Raw genomic sequence first — 17818 nt, forward strand, 5'->3', positions numbered from 1 at the left:
AATTCTGGCCACTAGCTGCGGAGGATGGCGTTCATGTTCTTCTTGTACGCCTCGACGCCGGGTTGGCCGTAGGGGTTGATGTCCAGCAGGCGGCCTTCGACCACGGTGGCCAGCATCAGCATTTGCAGCAGTTGGCCCAGGTGGTATTCGTCGAGCTTCGGCAGCATCAGGTCGGCTGTCGCGCGGTTGTCGTCGCGGTAGGCCTTGTTGGTGCCGGCGATGGCGGCCGACAGAACCTCGGGCAGCGTCTTCTTCGCCAGTTCGTTGAGCTGATCCTGATTGTGATCGCTCTCGCCGATGGCCAGCGGTTCGCGCGAACCTTCTTCGACGATCAGGTTCGTGATGTACTTGTCGCGTTTGCCTTCCTGGTGCTGCTGGCCGCGGGAGTGCAGGTCGCGAGTGTTGACGATCGTCAGCGGCATCGCGCCCTGCTCCTGCTTGCCGATGCTCTCGGCCAGCAGTTGGTCGTACCACAGACCGACCGCCTCGAGCCGCTTGCCCCAGGTCGACAGGATGCGGATGTCGGCGCCGTGCTTGGTTTCCATGGCGTGCGCGGCGGCCACGTACTGCAGCACGATGTTCTTGTCGAACGGCTGGCTCGCGAAGTGTTCGTTCATCTCGGTGGCCCCGTGCAGCAGGGCTTCGATGTCGAGACCCATGATCGCCGCCGGCAACAGTCCAACGGCCGACAGCACACTGAACCTGCCCCCCACGCCATCGGGCACGGGGAACAGTTCCTTGCAGCCGAGTGCCGTGGCCAGGTCGAACAGTTTGCCGCTCGAACCGGTGACCGGCACAACGTACTTGCCCACCGATTCCTCGCCCACCGATTGGGCCAGTTCGCGGAGGAAGATGCGGAAGGCGGCCGCGGTCTCCAGCGTGCCACCGCTCTTGCTGATCACCACGATACCCCAATCGCCCGACTCGCCAGCCAACAGGTCGAGCAGCCCCTGCGTGGCGTCGTTGTCGACGTTGTTGCCTTCGAAGTAGATTTCAGGGCGACCGTCACGCAGCGTGGGCGCGACCTGGTTGTAGTACGGATGGCAGCAAGCTTCGAGCAGCGCCCGAGCGCCCATGTAGGAACCGCCGATGCCGAGCACGACGACCTTGTCGACCAGCTCGGTCATGCGATCGGCCGTGGCTTGCAGTCGAGCGAGCTCGCTGGAATCGCCTTCGCTGGCGAGCTCGTCGAGCAGCCGGTTGGGCATCAAATGGAATCCGGCGTCCAAGGGTTGTTTTGCCTCGGGCACTTCGCCGCCTGCGGCCCACAGGTCGGCTTCGGCCAGCACCTCTTCGCGAATCGAAGTGAGCGGCTTGGCGAGTTTCTCCAAGTCGGCAGCTTTCAAACCACCGGTGCCAATAAGCGTGCCATCGAGATTGTATTTAAGCATGGGATGAGTGGGGTTCGGGGAACAAGAAGCCTGGAGAATCTACGACGTCCATCGTCGCGAACTTTTCCCGCTTGGCAAGTGCCCGCCCGTGGCCCCTGACGGTCTGCAAATCGCGCGGTAAAATCGGGGTCGCAATGTTGCCCTCCCCTCTCCCCTGAATCCTGACCCCCGACGTCTACTATGGACCCTCAAGACCTGCTCCGCGGCCTTCACACCAAGAACGACTCGAAGATTGTGCTATTGGTGGGCGATGGCCTGGGGGGCCTGCCGCAGCAGCCGGGCGGGAAGACGGAACTCGAAACGGCCGCGACGCCGAATCTGGACAAGCTGGCGAAAGAGGGCGTGCTGGGTAGCAGCATTCCGGTATTCCCAGGGATCAGCCCCGGTAGTGGCCCCGGTCACTTGGGACTGTTCGGCTACGACCCCATCAAGTACCTCATCGGTCGGGGTGCCCTGGAAGCGACCGGCATCGGGTTTGAACTGCAGCCAGGCGACGTGGCGATTCGGGCGAACTTCTGCACGCTGGACGCCGATGGCAAGATCAGCGACCGCCGCGCCGGCCGCATCCCCACCGAAGAGAGTGCCCCGCTGGCGATCAAGCTTCGCGAGGTCTCCATCCCTGGTATCGAGCTGTTCGTCGAGCCGGTCAAGGAGCATCGTTTCGTGATCGTGCTGCGTGGCGAAGGACTCGAAGACGACGTGGACGACACCGATCCGCAGGCCACGGGCGTACCGCCGCTCACCCCCACGGCCAACACCCCCGGCAGCAAGAAGACCGCCGAGGTGTGCCGCGAGTTCCTGAAGCAGGCGTTCGAGCTGCTGAAGGACGAGAAGAAGGCCAACGGCTGCACGCTGCGGGGCATCGCCGCCAAGCCGTCGCTGCCGAGCTACGAGGAAGTGTACGGCCTGAAGGCCGCCGCGATTGCCGTGTACCCGATGTACAAGGGCCTGGCCCGATTGGTGGGCATGGACATCGTGGGCGATGCCAAGACGCTCGACGAGCAGATGGAGGTGCTGAAGGAGAACTGGGACAAGTACGACTTCTTCTTCATCCACTTCAAGTACACCGACTCGACCGGCGAAGATGGCAACTTCGAAGCCAAGACCAAGCGGACCGAAGAGCTCGACACCTGCGTGCCGAAGATCATGGAGCTGGGCCCCGCGGTGTTCATCTGCACGGGCGACCACTCCACGCCGGCGATGCTGGCCAGTCACAGCTGGCACCCAGTACCCACGCTGCTGTGGGCCGAGAACTGCCGCACCGACCCGTGCGAAGCGTTCGGCGAAGCCGAATGCTTGAAGGGCGGACTCGGTCAGTTCGAAGCGAAGTTCCTGATGTCGCTGGCCCTGGCCAACGCCGGCCGGTTGGGCAAGTTCGGCGCTTAATAGAAAAAAGAGCTGGGGGTGGCCGGGGTCGAGTGTTGGTTGCAGCGTTTAGCGATTGTCGCGAAACTTCTCGTGGCACTGCTTGCAGCTCGCCTTGAGGCTGGCCACTTGTTGGGTGGCCGCCTCGAGATGGCCGGCTTCGATCTCGGTGCGGAGTTGGTTAGCCGCGGCGACAGACGACTGGAGCATCGACTCGAGCTGCTTGTGGCCATCATCATCGGCGGCGGCGAAGCGGGCCGACTCGCGGAAGCCTTCCCACAGGATCACGGCCTCCGGCTTCGGCGCCAGGTCGGGATGCTCGGCCAGCGGTTGCCACTTGTTGGCCGAGAGCAGCTGCAGGTGCTCCATCGCGGCGTCGATCGACGACATCGCCTGCACCATGTTGTTTACTTTGGCAGTCTCGACCAGCGGGGGGAGCTTTTCATCGGGCCCTGCTTGCTGGTACTCGGCCACGTCGCGCCACAGGCCGTGGTAGTTCGCGCCGGTGCCGGCGGTCTCCAGAATGTGCGCGGCTGCGGTGTGGTCGATCGCGCCGTTGGACATGCAGGCCACCGCCGCCGCAGCGGGACCGCGATGCTTGCCATGATGGCAGTGGATGTAGAGCGTTCCCTCGGTATCCTCGACCACCCGGCCCAGGGCCAGCTGCGCTTCGCGCGGCAGACCATCGTAGCCGATCGGGATGTGCACGTACCGCAGGCCATGTCGCTTGGCGAGTTCGACCTTGGGCCTCGCGCCATCGACGCTCACCACGGTCTTCACTCCTTGCTTGGCAAGCTCGGCGAAGTCCGCGTCGGTCTCCGGACCACTGCCGCTGGTGATTCGCTGGGTGTGCTGGAACACGTTGTGCAGCTCGCCCCAGTGTAGCGGTTCGGGGCTCTCCGGCGCCGATTCGTCTGGGGTGGATTCGGTGGATTGATCGGTCGGAGGCTCATCGGCAACCAGGCATGGCGTGAGAATCAGCAAGCCAACCAGCATCCCGCACGCGAGACAATATTGAGTGTTTTGAGTACGGGAGGTCGCCTGCAGCATCTCGATGGGTCCTTGGCGGGATGGCGTGGGTTCTCCTCGACAGTTTACCCGAGTGAGAACGCGACCGCCAATTCGGCGATCCACAAGCGGGATGGCTGCACAAAGGCGGAGCGACGGGCGTTACGGTACAAATCGGGCGTCGAGCCAGTTGGCGTGGTCTTGCTGGTCGCCATAGTCGGCGTAGTCAACCACCAGCACGATGGCCGCCGCATCGTCAAGCGGCACCTGCACTGGCTGGGGGGCGTCGCCGCTGCGGACGACTTCGCTCTCGAAAGCCTGCTCGGCTCCATCGGCGGAGACCCGGTAGATCCGGAACACTACGCTGCCCGACTGGCCGGCTGAATCGTCGAGGGCGATGTCCGCGGCGAACGTCGTCATACCCGCCGGTACGCGATAGACCGCGCGAGCAGCCGAGTGCATCGCCAGGCCTTTGGCGTACCGCTCACCGGCCACCTGCAGCGGCGAACCTTGCAGGCTGCGATCGCGGGCGAGCGGCCACTCGCCGGAGAAATAGGGCGTATGGCGAAAGTCGACCGCGTCGAGGTCCGAAAGGTACTGCACGCCGCCGGCGAGTGATTGCAGGAACACGAGCTTCTTTGGCGATTGGGAGGTCCACTCGCCGAGCGACTCAACGGATAGCTGCTCGGTGGTGAGCGTGCAGCCTGCGGCTTCGATCAGCGAACCATCGTCCAGGCCCACCAGGTACTTTGCGTCCAGGTTGGCCGGAGTCTCGTCGCCAGCGAACGCCACGGCCGCAATGGTGGAAGCCAGCACCGGAAGCGTCTGCCCGCTGAACTCGAGGTGGAGCGTCGTGCCGTCGAAGTCGACAACGGTACCCGCGAGCAAATCGCCCTCGACCAGCCACACACGGTCGTCGCTCGAATCGGTGGCTGCCTGGTCGAGTAACCGGGCGGCGGAACCGGGTTCCTTCGCGGCCGCCAGCAACAGGCACCGCACCTTGTCCCGGGGGAGATTTACCTTGCCGAACGCCGATGTGGCGATGGTCACGGTGCGGTCGTCGATCGTCATTGGTACCTTGCCGGTCCAGTCGGTCTTGGACACCAGCACCGACTGCTCGCCGAAGTACAACGCCGGCCGCGCATCGGGCTTCGTGGGGTGTCCCCAGCGGAACCACTGCCCGGCAGCGAACGACTGCTCTTCGCCGGCCGCGGTGGCGAATGTCAGCGCGCCGTCTTTCAGTTGGGTCGGCCGCCCTACGGCGCGCTGGCCATCGAGCAGCACCAGTTCTTGAGGTTCTGCACAGTTGGCCGGCGCGGCCAACGTGGCCAGCAGCAATCCCAGCAAGGTCAGACGCATCATCGTTGGAAAATGGGGAGAGCGTTATTGGGAATCTGCAGGATGATGCACGACATGGCCGTGGCGTACTCGGGACCCACCGAATCCTGCCAGGCGCCATCGGCCCGCTGCGAGCGAACCAGCGTGTCGCGAATGGCCGGGTACCAGCGTTGCCAGCGATTGCCTCCTGCGTGCCACATTGCTTGAATGGCGTAGTAGTGACCATAGAAGTAGTGCGATTCGCGGCCGGCCTGTGCGGCATTGGGTAGATGTCGATCGAGATACGCAAGGCCTCGCTCGATTTCGGGGCCCTCGTAAATGCCGGCGCTGTAGAGTGCCACCACGCCGGCCGCCGAGCGGGGAAACATGCTGCCGCGGTTGTCGAGCATGTAGCTGAACCCGCCGTCGGGCTCTTGGCATTTCTTGACGTACTCCTCGCACTTGTCGATGGTTTCCTTCGGCACGTGCAACCCCGCATTGCGGGCCGCTCGCAGGGCCATGATCTGGCAGATGGTTACCGAAAGGTCGGCGTCGGCGGGCACGGGATTGTATCGCCAGCCACCTTCGCTGTTTTGCGTCCGTACGATCAGCTCGATGGACCGCGACAGGCTGTCGCGCAGGTCTTCGCGGGGCGTCATGCCGTACACTTCGCCCAAGAACAACGTGGCGAACCCATGTCCGTACATGGGGCCGTGTCCCTGTCCGCCGGGCGGGCAGATGAATCCATCGGGGCGGGTATTGGCAATCAGGTAGTCGACCGCACGGCTTACTTCGCGACCGTAAGGACCGCGATCGGGCGTGCTGCCGCTGGCCAGAAAGGCCATGCCCCCCAGGCCCACCACGGCCGGGTTGCGTCCCATGCTGTTGGAACGAAACGAACCGTCTTCGTTCTGCTGCGAAGCCAGAAACTCCAGCCCCTTGTCGATGGCGCCGCCCGCCGGCCGCATCATTTCGGCGGCCGACTGTTCGGTGTCCTCTGGTTGGGCTCTAGCTCCGTTTGCGAAAAGTACCAGCGCAAGCACCAGCATTCCTCGACAGCTCTTCATCTCGCGCCTCCTGACTATTGCGAGCGTGCGGTCGTTATTCACTTGGTGCCTGGGTGCCCTGCTCTTCGGCCAGGCGGCGGAAGTACTGCTCCAGTTCGGCACGATACTTCGGCAAGAACTCATCGGCCGTCGATTGCAGCAATTGCTGACGCAGCCGCTCGGGCAGTTGTCCCCACAGTTGCTTGACGACTTCGCCGTCGGCTACTTCGCCAGGCTGGGCCTCGCCACCACCGCCGGCTGACACGCGCGACTCAGTAGCGCCGGCGCTCTTCGCCTGACTGGCGCTCGGTTTGCTTGCGCCTGGCTTGGGGGTCGAGCTCTGCGTCTGCTGACTGCCTGGCTTATTGCACTGGCCCCCCTTCTTGCAGTTTTGGCATTGCTTGTTGAGCTTCTCGATCAGTCGGTCGAGTTCCGAGACAATCTCCTCCTGCACCTCGCGGGTCTCGCCATTCAGGTTCTGCTTGGCGATCAACTGGCTGGCCGAGGCCATGCGTCCCGAGATGCGAGCCAGCGGCGATTCGCCCACGTCCTCGCCTTCGGCCGGCGCGGGCTGTTTCGGCGGATCGAGCATCCGCCGCAGTTCGTCGACCTTCGGCACCAGACGGGGGGAGCTCTCTTGGGGCTGGGGCTTGTTCTCGGTCTTCTTCGAGTCGCCCTTCTTGTCGCGGGCCGAGTCGATCAAGTCGCCCAAGATCGCATCGTCTAGCAGCGAGTCGCCAAGGTCCTCCAGCGCCTTCGGCTTGGCGGGCGTGGGGGCGGCCTGCAGACGTTCGCCGGCGGTGGCCAATCCGATGGCCAGGACGGCTGCAGTTAGAACGAGTTGTCGTGCACCTGATCGCATGGAGTTTCCTTTTCGCGATGGGACGTGAAGTTCGCCTGACATTATAGGTCGACCGGCCGCTGCATGTTTCTATTATTACGACGCATCATTTCGCGGACCAGTTCCTCCAGCCGCTGCTGTTCGTCAGCCAATCGGCGGGCGGCCTCCCGTTTTTCGGCCGCTGTATTGGGATTATCTGCCAAATCGGCCTCAAATTGCCGGGTGCGACTGTTCAGCTCCACCTGCAACCAACGTAGCATTTTTACCTCTGCCAGCTCAATCAGTGGCGGCTGCTGAGGGGGCTGCTCACCGCCGCCACTGCCTCCGCCTTCGGACGATTGGTCATCTTCGGGGGGCGGCGGAGGGGGATCTCGCAAGATATCCAGCACGTGACGCATGCGGGCCAGTGCGTTTAGCTCCAGGTTTTGCGTGACGCGGCCCGTTTCGGCGGATTCCAACGCACTGGCCGCTTGCCGCATATCTCCCGCCGCGCCACCCAGCGCGAGTTGGAACACGGCCCGCTTCTCGACATCGGCCATGGCATCTTCCAGTTCATGGGCGATTTGTGTTTCCGTGGTGGCCAGTTTGCCAGCCTGCTCGACTTGTTGCTGGTCGAGCGCCCCAGACGTATCGCGAGCTCCATCGAGCTTCAGCGTATCTTCGAGCGCGACCTGCTGGCGGGGAATCAGGTCGTCCAGCACTTGGGCCAGTCGTTCCAGCAAGCGTTGCTGCCGCTCGCCTTCCAGTTCCGCAATCCGCTGCGCGAGCTCTCGCTGAGCCTGCTCAATGTCCTTCTTCGCCTGCTCCATGTCTTGCTTCGACTGCTGTTTCGACTCACCCGGCTTGGGGGCCGAGTTGGCGCTGGCGCTTTGTGCACTTTGGCTGGCCGCCTGGGCAGTGAGGCGATTGAGTTCGCGGGAGAGTTGCTCCAATTTCTTGGCCAATTCGTCACGCTGCTGGTTCTGCTGCGCTTCGTTGGCTTGCTCCGCGGCATCGTTGGCTTGTTGAGCCAGTTCGTTGAGTTGTCGTTGCAGATCGCGAAGCCGCGAGGCCAGCTCGCCGGGATCCGTGGGGGCGCGGTCGCGCAAGCGATCCACCAGCTCGCGGAGGGCGTCGGCAGCCGACTCCTGTGTTTCGGCAGCGCGGCCAAACTGCTCCTGGTTCAGCTCGCGGGAAGCATCGGCCAGTTGAGCCGAAAGGTTGGCCGACTCGGCCGCCTGTACGGCATCCTGCAGCCGCGCGGCCAAGTCGCTGGTTACCGATTCGCTGCCGGCCATTTCGTTCATCGCCTGCGTCATCTTGTCAAACCGCCGGGCCAGGTCGGCCTGAGCGGCTGTCAGACGATCGATCTCCTGTTGGTCGGGCGGGGCGACGTCGCGGTTGGTTCGCGACTCGAAGCTCCGTCGTAACAACTCGAGTGATCGTTCGCGGAGTTCGCGCTCTTCCTGCTCCAGCCGCGCCAGCTCGCGGATAAACCGATCGGTGTCCGACCAGGCGTTCGCTTCGTCGATGAGCTGTTCGAGGGCCGCGATGATTTCTTGCTGCGTAGCGTCGAGCGAGTTGAATTCACTGGTGAGTTGTTGCTCCTCGTTGGCCGAGACTGCTCGATTGGCGAGCGACTCGACCGTTTTGCGAAGCTCGGTCAACTGTTGCTCGGCTGCCGGCAGCGGTCCCTTGCCCAACGTAGAGACCACGTCGATGATCCGCTGGAGCTGCGTGACCAACTCGGGGTGCGACACCCGATTCATCGCCAGGCGGTCGATGAGCGCATCACAGCGATCGACCACACCGGCCGACTTTTCGGTCAGCGTGCGGCGTACTCCTTGCTGGGTGAGGCGAGTGTTCAGCAGCCCATCGAGCGCGGGGCGGCTCGCTGGATCGCTCGCGGCCACATCAGAGGCTTGCTGCCGGGCGAGTCGCTCGTCGGCTAGCGCTTGCTCCAGCAGACGGAGAATCTCCGCCTGATCGCCAGCGAGTCGCGAATCGAGCTCGGCGGCCGTGATGATGCTCAGTCGCCGGGGCGTCGGTGTGCTGCCGGATTGGCCCGCAAAGTCCGTCGCCCGCACCGTCAGTTCCAGCACGGTGCCGGGCGCGAGTTCCAGCGGGGCGACCTCCAACGTGTACTCGGTCGTTTGCCTGTCGAGTGGTTGGCCATCGGCTGCCAGCGCATCGCGCTGCGGTGGCTGAGCTTTGGGGTCAAACAGCGGTGTTTCCCATGGCTCCGGTGGCGCCTCATCGCCGGTCATTGCGGCCGTGGCCGTTAGTTCGATGCGGGCGATGGACAGGTCGTCGCTCACTTGTGCTGCCACCGGCACCTGCGCCGTTGGCACGACGAACAAGTCTTCGCTGGGCTGCTGCCAGGCCACTTCGGGCGGCTGATCGGCCACAACCTCCAGCGGGGGCAGTGTCACCTCGCCGGAGAGCCCACTCTTCGCCACCAGCTTCAGCACGCCACGCAGTGGTCGGGTTCCAGATTCCGCCCGAGGCGTCCAGTTACCATTCGGCAAATGAACGTCTGCCGCGTCGTCGCCAGCAATCTCGACAGTAAGTGGTTCCTCGTCTTCAAGCTGCAGTTCGACCTTGGAGAGCGCTTCACTGGCAGAGGCCGTCAGCTCGATCGACGAGCCCGACAGCAGTCGCGTATTGGCACTCGCCACACCGGAATCGAGGCCGCTGTACGCGGGAGGATGCACCGTTACGACTAGCTGCCCGAGCGTAGGGCGATCGACCACCTCGACCTTGTTCCATTGCATCGAATGGTGGTCGCCCCCCGTGGCGCGGAACTCGAACGAGCGCCGCACGTTCTCGCGACGGGCCACCATGGTGTTGCCGACTCGTTGCATCCAGGTTTGTTCGGTACGCCGGCGGCCATCCACCTGGTAGCGGTACTCGATGGCCACGTCCGCCGGCAGGCTGTTGCCTTCGTCGACCAGCGACACCTCGAATGCGTCGCCGCGGGCCAATAGCGCGGGTGGATCGACAAATGCCAGGTCGTTCTGTCGTGGCCATTCCACATTGTTCCAAGGCCCAAGCAAGCGTTGCGTCGCCGTGAGGGTCGACTGCGGTGCGGCCACCGCTACGATCCCAGCGACCAGCAGCGCACCGATCGCGACGGCCACGGCGCGGTTGGTGCCGCGTCGTTGAGCCACTTGCTCGGCTGGCATCGTTTCCAGTTCGGAGGTTGCCTCGCTTACCACCGCCCGTCGCAGCGGGGCCGAGCCGGCCGTTGGGTCGTCTTCCTCCTGGCGGAGGAACTCCAGCGAGCTGGCCAGGCGGTCGCCCAACGCCGGAAATGCCCGCTGCAAGGCCTGGGCCGCGCCCATTTCGTTCCAGGTTTGCTTCCGCCACCAACGCATCAGTCGCACGGCAGCCGCACCAATGGCCAGCACCAGGGCCACGGATAGCAGCACGCGCAGCCCACGGTCCGTGGCTCGTACCAAGTAGTCGACCAGGCCCAACGCTAGCACGATCGCAATGGCCGTTGCCAGAATCCAGCAGCACACCTCCACCAGCGCGCGGCGGTTCCACCACTGACGTATCTGGCCGACGCGTTGCTGAAGTGGATGCATAAAGGGCTGGAGGGAGTCGTTAATCGGTTAGTGACGGCCGACCGCGTTTTACTATCATGCTACAGCATGGCGCGGCGTTTACGCAAAATCCATTCGGTCGACAGGCAGGCGGTGATGGCGGCCAGCATCCACCAGCGGTTCCATAGCTCTACCGGCGGCATGACTTCCAGCGGAACTCGATCGCCGACCGGCAGGTCGCCAGCCAACTCGGCGGCGGTGTCTGCGGTGTAAAACTTGCCATAGGTCGCATCGGCCAGTTGCTTGAGCGCTGCCTGGTTCATGGTGGTGTCGGCCAACTCGCCGGGCGGGGCCAGCACGGTGAACTCGCCGGCGGTCGGCAACTCGGTTAGTCCGCCCCCCGCTACCGAAACGCGATAGTGCCCGGGCGGAAGATCGCTGACCGTGGCCTGCAACTGCCCCGCCGAGATGCGGCTGGCGCTCAGTGGCACCCTGCGATTAGGCTGTCCCTCGGTTGTTAGCAACAGCTCGAGTTGCCGATCGAGCGTTGCCAGTTCTTTGCCATCGAGCCGCAGTCCAAGTCGCACGGGTTGTCCCAGGTCGTATTCTTCTCGGTCGACCAGGATCTCGGCTGCCTCGTTGCCCTCCAGCAGCTTGGTGCGCGCCAACTGCCGAAGTGTTTGCCCCCAGTAGCGAGCGAAGAACACGTCGCCCACGCGGAAACGCCACCGCCAGGTGGAGTCGACACCGTGATACAACACGCGCCCTGCGCCCACGTATTGTGTGGCCACCAGAGGCAGTGGCGACCCATCGGCCCCGCGGGCCGTTGGATGCACGGCCAGCGCCCGGGCGGCCGGCTTCAAGTTCTCGGCGCTCGCGTACCAGTAGAATGGTGGCAACTGCTGCCAGATGGCGGCCGACTCGGCCGGCGTGGCGCCTAGCTGCATGGCGGGCGTATCGAGCCCCAGTGGGGTAAGTTCGAGGTCGAAGCCCGCATCGTACATGCCGCCGGCCCGGCCTGCCGAGCGAAGTTCCACTGGCGAGAGCGTGGCGATCGGGCTGTTGCTGGCGTACTGCCAGGGGAAGTGCCGAGGCCCGGCCACCAGCACGAGTCCCCCGCCCTGCTCCGCCACGTGGCGTTCGACATTCTGCCACCATCGCGGAGGCAGCAACCGCGGATTGAGGTCGAGCAGCACCAGCACGTCGAAATCGTCGAGTGCTTGCTCATCTACCGGCAGCGTGGCAATCGCCGAGGCGTCTTGCGTGGCGTAGTCGAGATCGGCTTCCTGCATGTAGCTGGTCAGCTTGAACGACGAATCGCGATCCAGCAAGTTCTTGAGGTAGCGGAACTCGTAGTTGGGATAACCGCCGGCCAGCAGCACGCGGACCTGGTCGTCGCGGACGTCGACCACGTGCGTCAGGCGGTTGTTCTCGGTGTCGCGTTCGCCATCGACCACGTCCGCTTCAATGGCGTAGGTGGTCTCCCCCTGATGCTCGGGCTTCACCACCAGTTGCAGTGGGTCGATGGACGAATCGTCCGCAATGTTCACCGTCTGTTCGGCAGCGACATTGCCGGTGGCTGTATCGCGAACCTTCACGGTAATCGACTTGCCGGCCAGCGAGGTGGTCTCGAGCGTCACGCCAATGGCCACCAGGTCGTCCACAAACGCCCGGCGGTCGGCCAGCAGGTTGGTGAGCCGCGCATCGGGCGGGGCGTTGGTGGCACCGTAGCCCACCGCGTAGATTGGCACGCCCCGTCGCCGGGCCAGTTCGCGGACCTCGTCCAGCGATCGTCCGGCGGTGGTTCGGCCGTCGGTGGCGATCACCACGGCTGCTGGCAGCGTGCCCTGGCGGGCGTCGATTGCCCCGGCCACGGCATCGCCCAGTCGCGATTGAGACGCTTGCGTACCATCTGTCGTGAGGTTGGCCAGCGCCTCGGCAATTTCCGCCGTGTCGCCGGCTTCGATGCGCTGCGTGCCATCGGCCACCGCGGCGAAATCGACGACATAGGTCTGTTGCCACTGTTCGATCAGCTCGGCATTGTTGGTGAGAAACAGTTCGCGGGCTGCCTGCAAACGCGTTTCGCGACTGCGCGCATCGCCCGGCTGCTCGAGTCCCATGCTGGCCGAGGTATCCAGCAGCACCACCAGGCGTGGCAGGCCGCTGCGGGTGGCCGACAGCAACAGCTCGCTCAGCATCACCAGCACCAGGGCGATGGTTGTCAGTCGCAGTACACCCAGCAGGCCGCGATACACTGGGCCAGCGGGAGAGTTCTCACGCGAGTACAAATAGACCACGCCCAGCACCACGGCCACCACAAACAGCACCGTGAACCACGGCGCCCAGGTCCAGTGTGTCTCGAGTTGCCACTGCGTCTGCTGGGCAGCATCGATGGATTGGTCTGGCATCAGGCAGCCCTCCCGGCAAACGCCCAAGCCATGATCGGTTCGATGAGCAATAGCGCGAGCACTGCATAAAGCAGCGTGCGATGCAGCGTGGTATCGGTCACCAGCTCACCGCTCACGTCGCCCAGGTCGGTGGTCGCCGTGTGAACCGTGAAGGCCGACGGCAGCATCGTGGCGTCGATTCGCGTCAGGTCGCTCTCGCTTACCGGCACGTTCACCGCCACTTCGGCTAAGGTTTTCTCTCCCTGTTCGGCCGCCACGGTGTACACACCGGGCCGGTCGCTCGAGTTGTAATCCCACTTCGCTCCGCCGGAAGTCCGCTCGACGGGCACCGAATCGGTGCGATCGTCCGGCCGGGTGACGCGAATCATGTTCTCTGGCCAACTTGCCGGTAGCGTACCATCGAGCAATTCACCCACGGTCCGCGCGTTGTGGCCGCGACTCTCGCCAATGCCGTAGGCCACCAGCTCGCGGACGATGGGCAAAAAACTTGGCCAGGCTGGCAGCATGGTCCAGGGCTGCGATGTGGCCGCGTCCACCGTGTCGAGCGTTGCCGACGTCGCCACCACGGCCACCATACCGCGACCGTGGGCGGCAGTGACCAATAGCGGATCGCCCGTCGGCAGCGCGAGTGCCACCTCGGCATCTTCGTCCGGCACCAGTTCGAAGTATCGCGAGACGGGTGTCGAGAGCAGCCCGGCTCGTTCGCTACCGCGAAATGCCGCGGCGATAGGGTGCTGGTAGTCGAGCGGATTGATGCCGCTGGTGCCGGAGGACTTGAGTGGTCCAATCGTGGCGGGCAACAACCTATCGGTGGCCTCGTCCGCCGTGGGGTTGTTGGTGTTCTGGATGAGGTTCATCTGCGGAGCATCGCCCGTGTACAGTAGTGGCGATGTCCGCGGTGGCTGCGGACGATCTGCGCGAGCAAGCACTTCGTTGTACGCCTCGGGCAGCACGCGATCGCCCAAGAAGAATACCAGCGTGCCGCCCCGTTCGGTGTAGCGATTGAGCAGTTCGCTTTCGCTCTGGGTCAGTCGCGCCACGTTGCATAGAAAGATGGCTTCAAAGTCGTCCAGCGGCGTATCGACCAGCGCCCCTTCGGGCACGACGGTTGCCTCGATGGGCGAAGTACCGCCGCCCGGTTCCAAGGCGTGACGCAGGTAGCGGGCGGCACCGGGCTGGCCTTCGACCAGCAGGGCCCGCACCCGTTGGCGAACATCCACGGCCAGCCACGCCTCGTCGTCGGCCGCCAGGTTGTCGCCGGTGGTCCGCACGGCCACTGCCTGCCAACCGGGCTGCGAGAAGCGGGCGTCGAACGACAGGGTCGTATGGCCTCCGGCGGGTAGCGAGACGGTTTGTTCGTCGACGCTGGTGCCGCCGACGATGAGTTGCACCACCACATCGGAGGCGGCTGCGGGGCCGTGGTTGGTGATGTCGCACTCCACCAGCAGTGGCTCGACCGTCGTGGCCAAGGTGCCGGCGATGCGCAGGTCGCTGACCGCTACGTTGGCGGGATCCACCGCACCGACGTCCACCACGGTGAGCTTCGCCCGCTCGCCGAGTTTCTCCACCTGTTCGGCCGTGGCGGTGCCCGCGGTGGCCCCGCGCCAGGTGCCTGCGGTCAGGTCGGTGAACAGCAGCACTTCGTGGGCGGCCAGATCGCGCTGCGCCGCGGTGGCCTCGGAGACCAGGGTATCGACGGTGGTCAGCGTGTCGGCCAGCGTACCACTGCCATAGGTGGGCTCGAGCGATGCGAGCTGAGCGCTCACCCGGCGGGCATCGGCCACCGGGCCGGCGACGATGGTTTGCGGCGGATCGGATAGCACGACTAACGAGTAAACATCGCCTGGCCGACCTTCGTCCAGCGTTTCGGCCGCCAAACGCTTGGCACGTTCGAACACGCTTTGGTCGCCCGCGGTGTACTGCATCGACATCGATCCGTCGAGCACCAGGATGCGATGCACCTGGGGCCCTCCGGTCAGGATGTTCCAGCCACTCAAGTAAGGCTTGGCCGCTGCCAGGGCCAGTAGCAATAGCAGCAAGGTTCGCACGGCCAGCAGCAACCACTGCTGCAGCTTCAGCCGCCGGGCGTTACGTTTGATCGCCTCGCGCAGGAACTCCATCGCCGCCCACCGCGTGTCGCGATGCGTGTGCCGCATCCACAGGTGAATCAAAATCGGCGCAGCCGCCGCCCCCAACCAACCAAGCATGGCGAGGTTGCCGAATCCGAAGGCTAGGGGTGGTGAAGGGAGATTAACCACGGAGGGCACGGATTGGAGTAGTGGGGACGTTGTTCAATGACAGTCCCGTAGGGACGAACTTCGATAGCCCAGGGTAAGCGGAGGCGAGGGACGAGCCGAAGCGCCACCCTGGGTTGATGAAGGTGACAAACGGCGGTCGAGTGGGAGATTCTCCATTAGCCGGAGCGCAATCGAGACCGCAATTGTGCCGCGGTACAGATTCAGGAGATCCGTGTTTCATCCGTGTTCATCCGTGGCAAAAACTAAATGTTAACATTCGAGTTGATTCTGCAGTAGTTCCGCGGTTTCATCTGTGATCTCTGTGCCCTCCGTGGTTGATCAGCGAACCCGGCGGCGGCGATGGGCCAGGTAAGTTGATAGGGCCACGTCCAGCGGCATGTCGGTACGCACTTGGACGTAATCCGCGCCCTGGGCCAGGCAGCCGGCTCGCACCTTGGCCGTGAAGCGGTTGATTTCTTCCTGGTACGCCCGCCGCAGTTGGGCTGGTTCGACCAACAAGTCGCCCAGCTCCTCCATGCCGTGGAACATCGTGGCGTTCTGGAACGGGAACTCGAGTTCCGCTGGGTCCAGCGTGTGCAGCACCACCACGTCGTGCCGGCGGTGACGAAAGTGCTTCAGCCCGGCCAGCATCTCGTCGGCGTCGTCAAACAGGTCCGAAAGAATAAACACGATGCCGCGTCGGGTAAGCCGCTCGGCCAGTTCGTGAAAGATCGGCCCCGTGCGGGTCTTGCGGACCGGCTCGACCTGCTCCATCACACCAATCAGCTGCGACAGGTGCGTGGCGCTCGAACTGGGCCGCACCAGTTGCCGCACCGCGTCGTCGAACGTCACCAGGCCCACGCTATCGACTTGATGGATCACCAAGTACGCGAGCGAAGCCGCCGCGCACTGGGCGTACTCCAGCTTGCTCATCGCGGCCATTTCGCTCTGGTACTGCATGCTCTCGCTGGTGTCGAGCACCAGGTAGCAGATGAGGTTCGTCTCCTCCTCGTACTGCTTCAAGTAAACCTTGTCGGTCTTGCCAAACACCTTCCAGTCGACATACCGCAAATCGTCGCCCGGCACGTACTCGCGATGCTCGGCAAACTCGACCGAGAAGCCTTGGTAGGGACTGCGGTGCAGCCCCGACACGTACCCTTCCACGATCCGCGCAGCCCGGAGCTGCAAGCCTTCGAGCTTGGCCAGGACGGCGGGGTCGAGGAAGTTGAGGGTTTCGGGCATAGGGGAGAGACCAAATATGCAGTGAGGGATTAACCACGGAGGGCACGGAGTTCACGGAGCGAATTTCATAGCGGCGTCAGGCTGGGTTATTCGACTCGTCCTCCAAAGCACCATTCCTCCAGAATTGAAAGTCGACAGGGTGCTGAAACTCTAACCAGACTATCAGTGACTTCTCGTGGGGTGCTACACGGAAACTCCCTGCTCCAGGATCACCAATCGCTACTATTTCGATGTCGTCCTCTGGTTGCACGACATATTCATCCGCCCATGGCTCGAGAATCAGTAGGAACGATTCGTTGTCCCCAACCACATTGCTGCCGCTGATTCTCAGAGTATGCTGCGGGCGATTTTCCAACGCTTCCTCCTCACTGCTCCATGTGCTGCTATTATCCAAACCGCTTGCTTTGCACCTCGCAAGGATAGGCACTGCAATGCATATTGGAGACGGTACTCTTCCACGATCCGCGCAGCCCGGAGCTGCAAGCCTTCGAGCTTGGCCAGCACAGCGGGGTTGAGGAAGTTTAGGGTTTCGGGCATCTTTTGGTACTAACCAGGGAGGTCACAGAGGTCACAGAGTTTACTCGGCATCTTTCCAATTGTTCCAAGCTTCTAAAGCCAACATGGTACCTTGGCTGGGGTATCGGTCGAACATGACTTCCAGGAAGGCGGCAATTGCCTGACGTTCTTTGGGATTGAAAAGTTTTCCTCGCTCGGACACGGTAATCCGCTTCCTCTTGTGGCTTGGCTTTTCAGTGAGGAAGTATTGAATGGACTCACCAATGATGTCTGCTCCTCTCGGGTCGTCGAGCTCAGCTATCATGTAGGCTGGCAGGAAATAACGAAATGCTGCATTGCTGAAGAAGCAAAGCGACGAACTGTGTTGCCGCAATTGTTCCACGCTGTGATCTTCCCACTTCGTGAACCGAAAGTGCTCCGTAGTTCCCTCATCATCATAGGTTTCAACGGCAAGATCTTTGCGCCCATTCCCAGGATGCGGTGTGTCGGCAAACGCCTCTTGAATCAGTACTTTGGCTTCTTGAGGACTCATCAGCCTCTATCTTCTATTCCTCCCTGCATCCTCGGGAACTCGCGGCTCATTGCGGTCTCGGTCACACGCCGGCTGTTGGACGATCTTCCACTCGACCGCGAAGGCACCTATTTCTACTCCCCAGGGTGGCGCTTTGGCTCGTACCTCGCCGGCGCTTACCCTGGGCTATCATATTTCGCTCCTTCGGAGCTTCTCTCGGTCGACACAACTCCTGCTACAATCCGTGACCATCAGTGTTCATCCGTGGCCAATTCATGATCCCTCCAATGGCCACGTAGATCCTTCAGTCGCTTAGGCTCCCTCAGGATGACACAAGTTCGCGATCGCGGTTTTGTTTTCTCTGCTTCCTCCGTGCTCTCTGTGTCCTCTGTGGTTAATTCCAAAAACC

Annotated in this window: 12 protein-coding genes; 1 reads left to right on the plus strand and 11 read right to left on the minus strand. The window is 63.3% G+C overall.

Annotation, left to right across the window (positions count from 1 at the left end):
- Positions 1-11: 11 nt before the first annotated feature.
- Positions 12-1391 carry a glucose-6-phosphate isomerase gene (locus NG895_RS28385; RefSeq protein WP_252855947.1) on the minus strand — a complete coding sequence of 460 codons (1380 nt, stop codon included), beginning with the start codon at positions 1389-1391 and terminating at the stop codon, positions 12-14.
- Between the two features lie 180 nt (positions 1392-1571).
- Here NG895_RS28385 and NG895_RS28390 point away from each other — a divergent pair, with 180 nt between their 5' ends.
- The gene (locus NG895_RS28390; protein WP_252855948.1) at positions 1572-2777 is read left to right on the plus strand and encodes a 2,3-bisphosphoglycerate-independent phosphoglycerate mutase; all 1206 of its coding nucleotides are present in this window, start codon (positions 1572-1574) and stop codon (positions 2775-2777) included.
- A gap of 48 nt (positions 2778-2825) precedes the next feature.
- Here NG895_RS28390 and NG895_RS28395 read toward each other — a convergent pair whose 3' ends face one another.
- The 10 genes from NG895_RS28395 to NG895_RS28440 all read right to left on the minus strand — a co-directional run bounded on the left by NG895_RS28395 (position 2826) and on the right by NG895_RS28440 (position 17430).
- The gene (locus NG895_RS28395) at positions 2826-3752 is read right to left on the minus strand and encodes a cytochrome c (RefSeq protein ID WP_252855949.1); all 927 of its coding nucleotides are present in this window, start codon (positions 3750-3752) and stop codon (positions 2826-2828) included.
- A gap of 174 nt (positions 3753-3926) precedes the next feature.
- Positions 3927-5126, minus strand: a complete 1200-nt coding sequence (locus NG895_RS28400; RefSeq protein ID WP_252855950.1) for an NPCBM/NEW2 domain-containing protein — start codon at positions 5124-5126, stop codon at positions 3927-3929.
- Complete coding sequence (locus tag NG895_RS28405) at positions 5123-6148, minus strand: prenyltransferase/squalene oxidase repeat-containing protein (RefSeq protein WP_252855951.1); 1026 nt, start codon at positions 6146-6148, stop codon at positions 5123-5125. The genes NG895_RS28400 and NG895_RS28405 overlap by 4 nt, the downstream gene beginning before the upstream one ends.
- Before the next feature lie 34 nt (positions 6149-6182).
- Positions 6183-6989 (minus strand): hypothetical protein, encoded by an 807-nt coding sequence (locus tag NG895_RS28410; protein ID WP_252855952.1) that lies wholly within the window; start codon positions 6987-6989, stop codon positions 6183-6185.
- A gap of 41 nt (positions 6990-7030) precedes the next feature.
- Positions 7031-10537 (minus strand): coiled-coil domain-containing protein, encoded by a 3507-nt coding sequence (locus NG895_RS28415; protein WP_252855953.1) that lies wholly within the window; start codon positions 10535-10537, stop codon positions 7031-7033.
- A 59-nt stretch (positions 10538-10596) separates the two neighbouring features.
- On the minus strand, positions 10597-12903 hold the full coding sequence (locus NG895_RS28420; protein WP_252855954.1) for a vWA domain-containing protein: 2307 nt from the start codon (positions 12901-12903) through the stop codon (positions 10597-10599).
- Positions 12903-15170: a BatA domain-containing protein gene (locus tag NG895_RS28425; RefSeq protein ID WP_341871482.1), complete on the minus strand. Its 2268-nt coding sequence runs from the start codon at positions 15168-15170 to the stop codon at positions 12903-12905. Before NG895_RS28425 ends, NG895_RS28420 begins: the two co-directional genes overlap by 1 nt.
- Positions 15171-15479: 309 nt before the next feature.
- Positions 15480-16382, minus strand: coding sequence for a DUF58 domain-containing protein (locus NG895_RS28430; protein WP_252855956.1), 903 nt, complete (start codon positions 16380-16382; stop codon positions 15480-15482).
- A 76-nt stretch (positions 16383-16458) separates the two neighbouring features.
- Positions 16459-16737: a hypothetical protein gene (locus tag NG895_RS28435; protein ID WP_252855957.1), complete on the minus strand. Its 279-nt coding sequence runs from the start codon at positions 16735-16737 to the stop codon at positions 16459-16461.
- A gap of 222 nt (positions 16738-16959) precedes the next feature.
- On the minus strand, positions 16960-17430 hold the full coding sequence (locus NG895_RS28440; protein ID WP_252855958.1) for a DUF6714 family protein: 471 nt from the start codon (positions 17428-17430) through the stop codon (positions 16960-16962).
- Between the last annotated feature and the right edge of the window lie 388 nt (positions 17431-17818).

Source organism: Aeoliella straminimaris (genome assembly GCF_024054565.1).
Taxonomy (GTDB): Bacteria; Planctomycetota; Planctomycetia; order Pirellulales; family Lacipirellulaceae; genus Aeoliella; species Aeoliella straminimaris.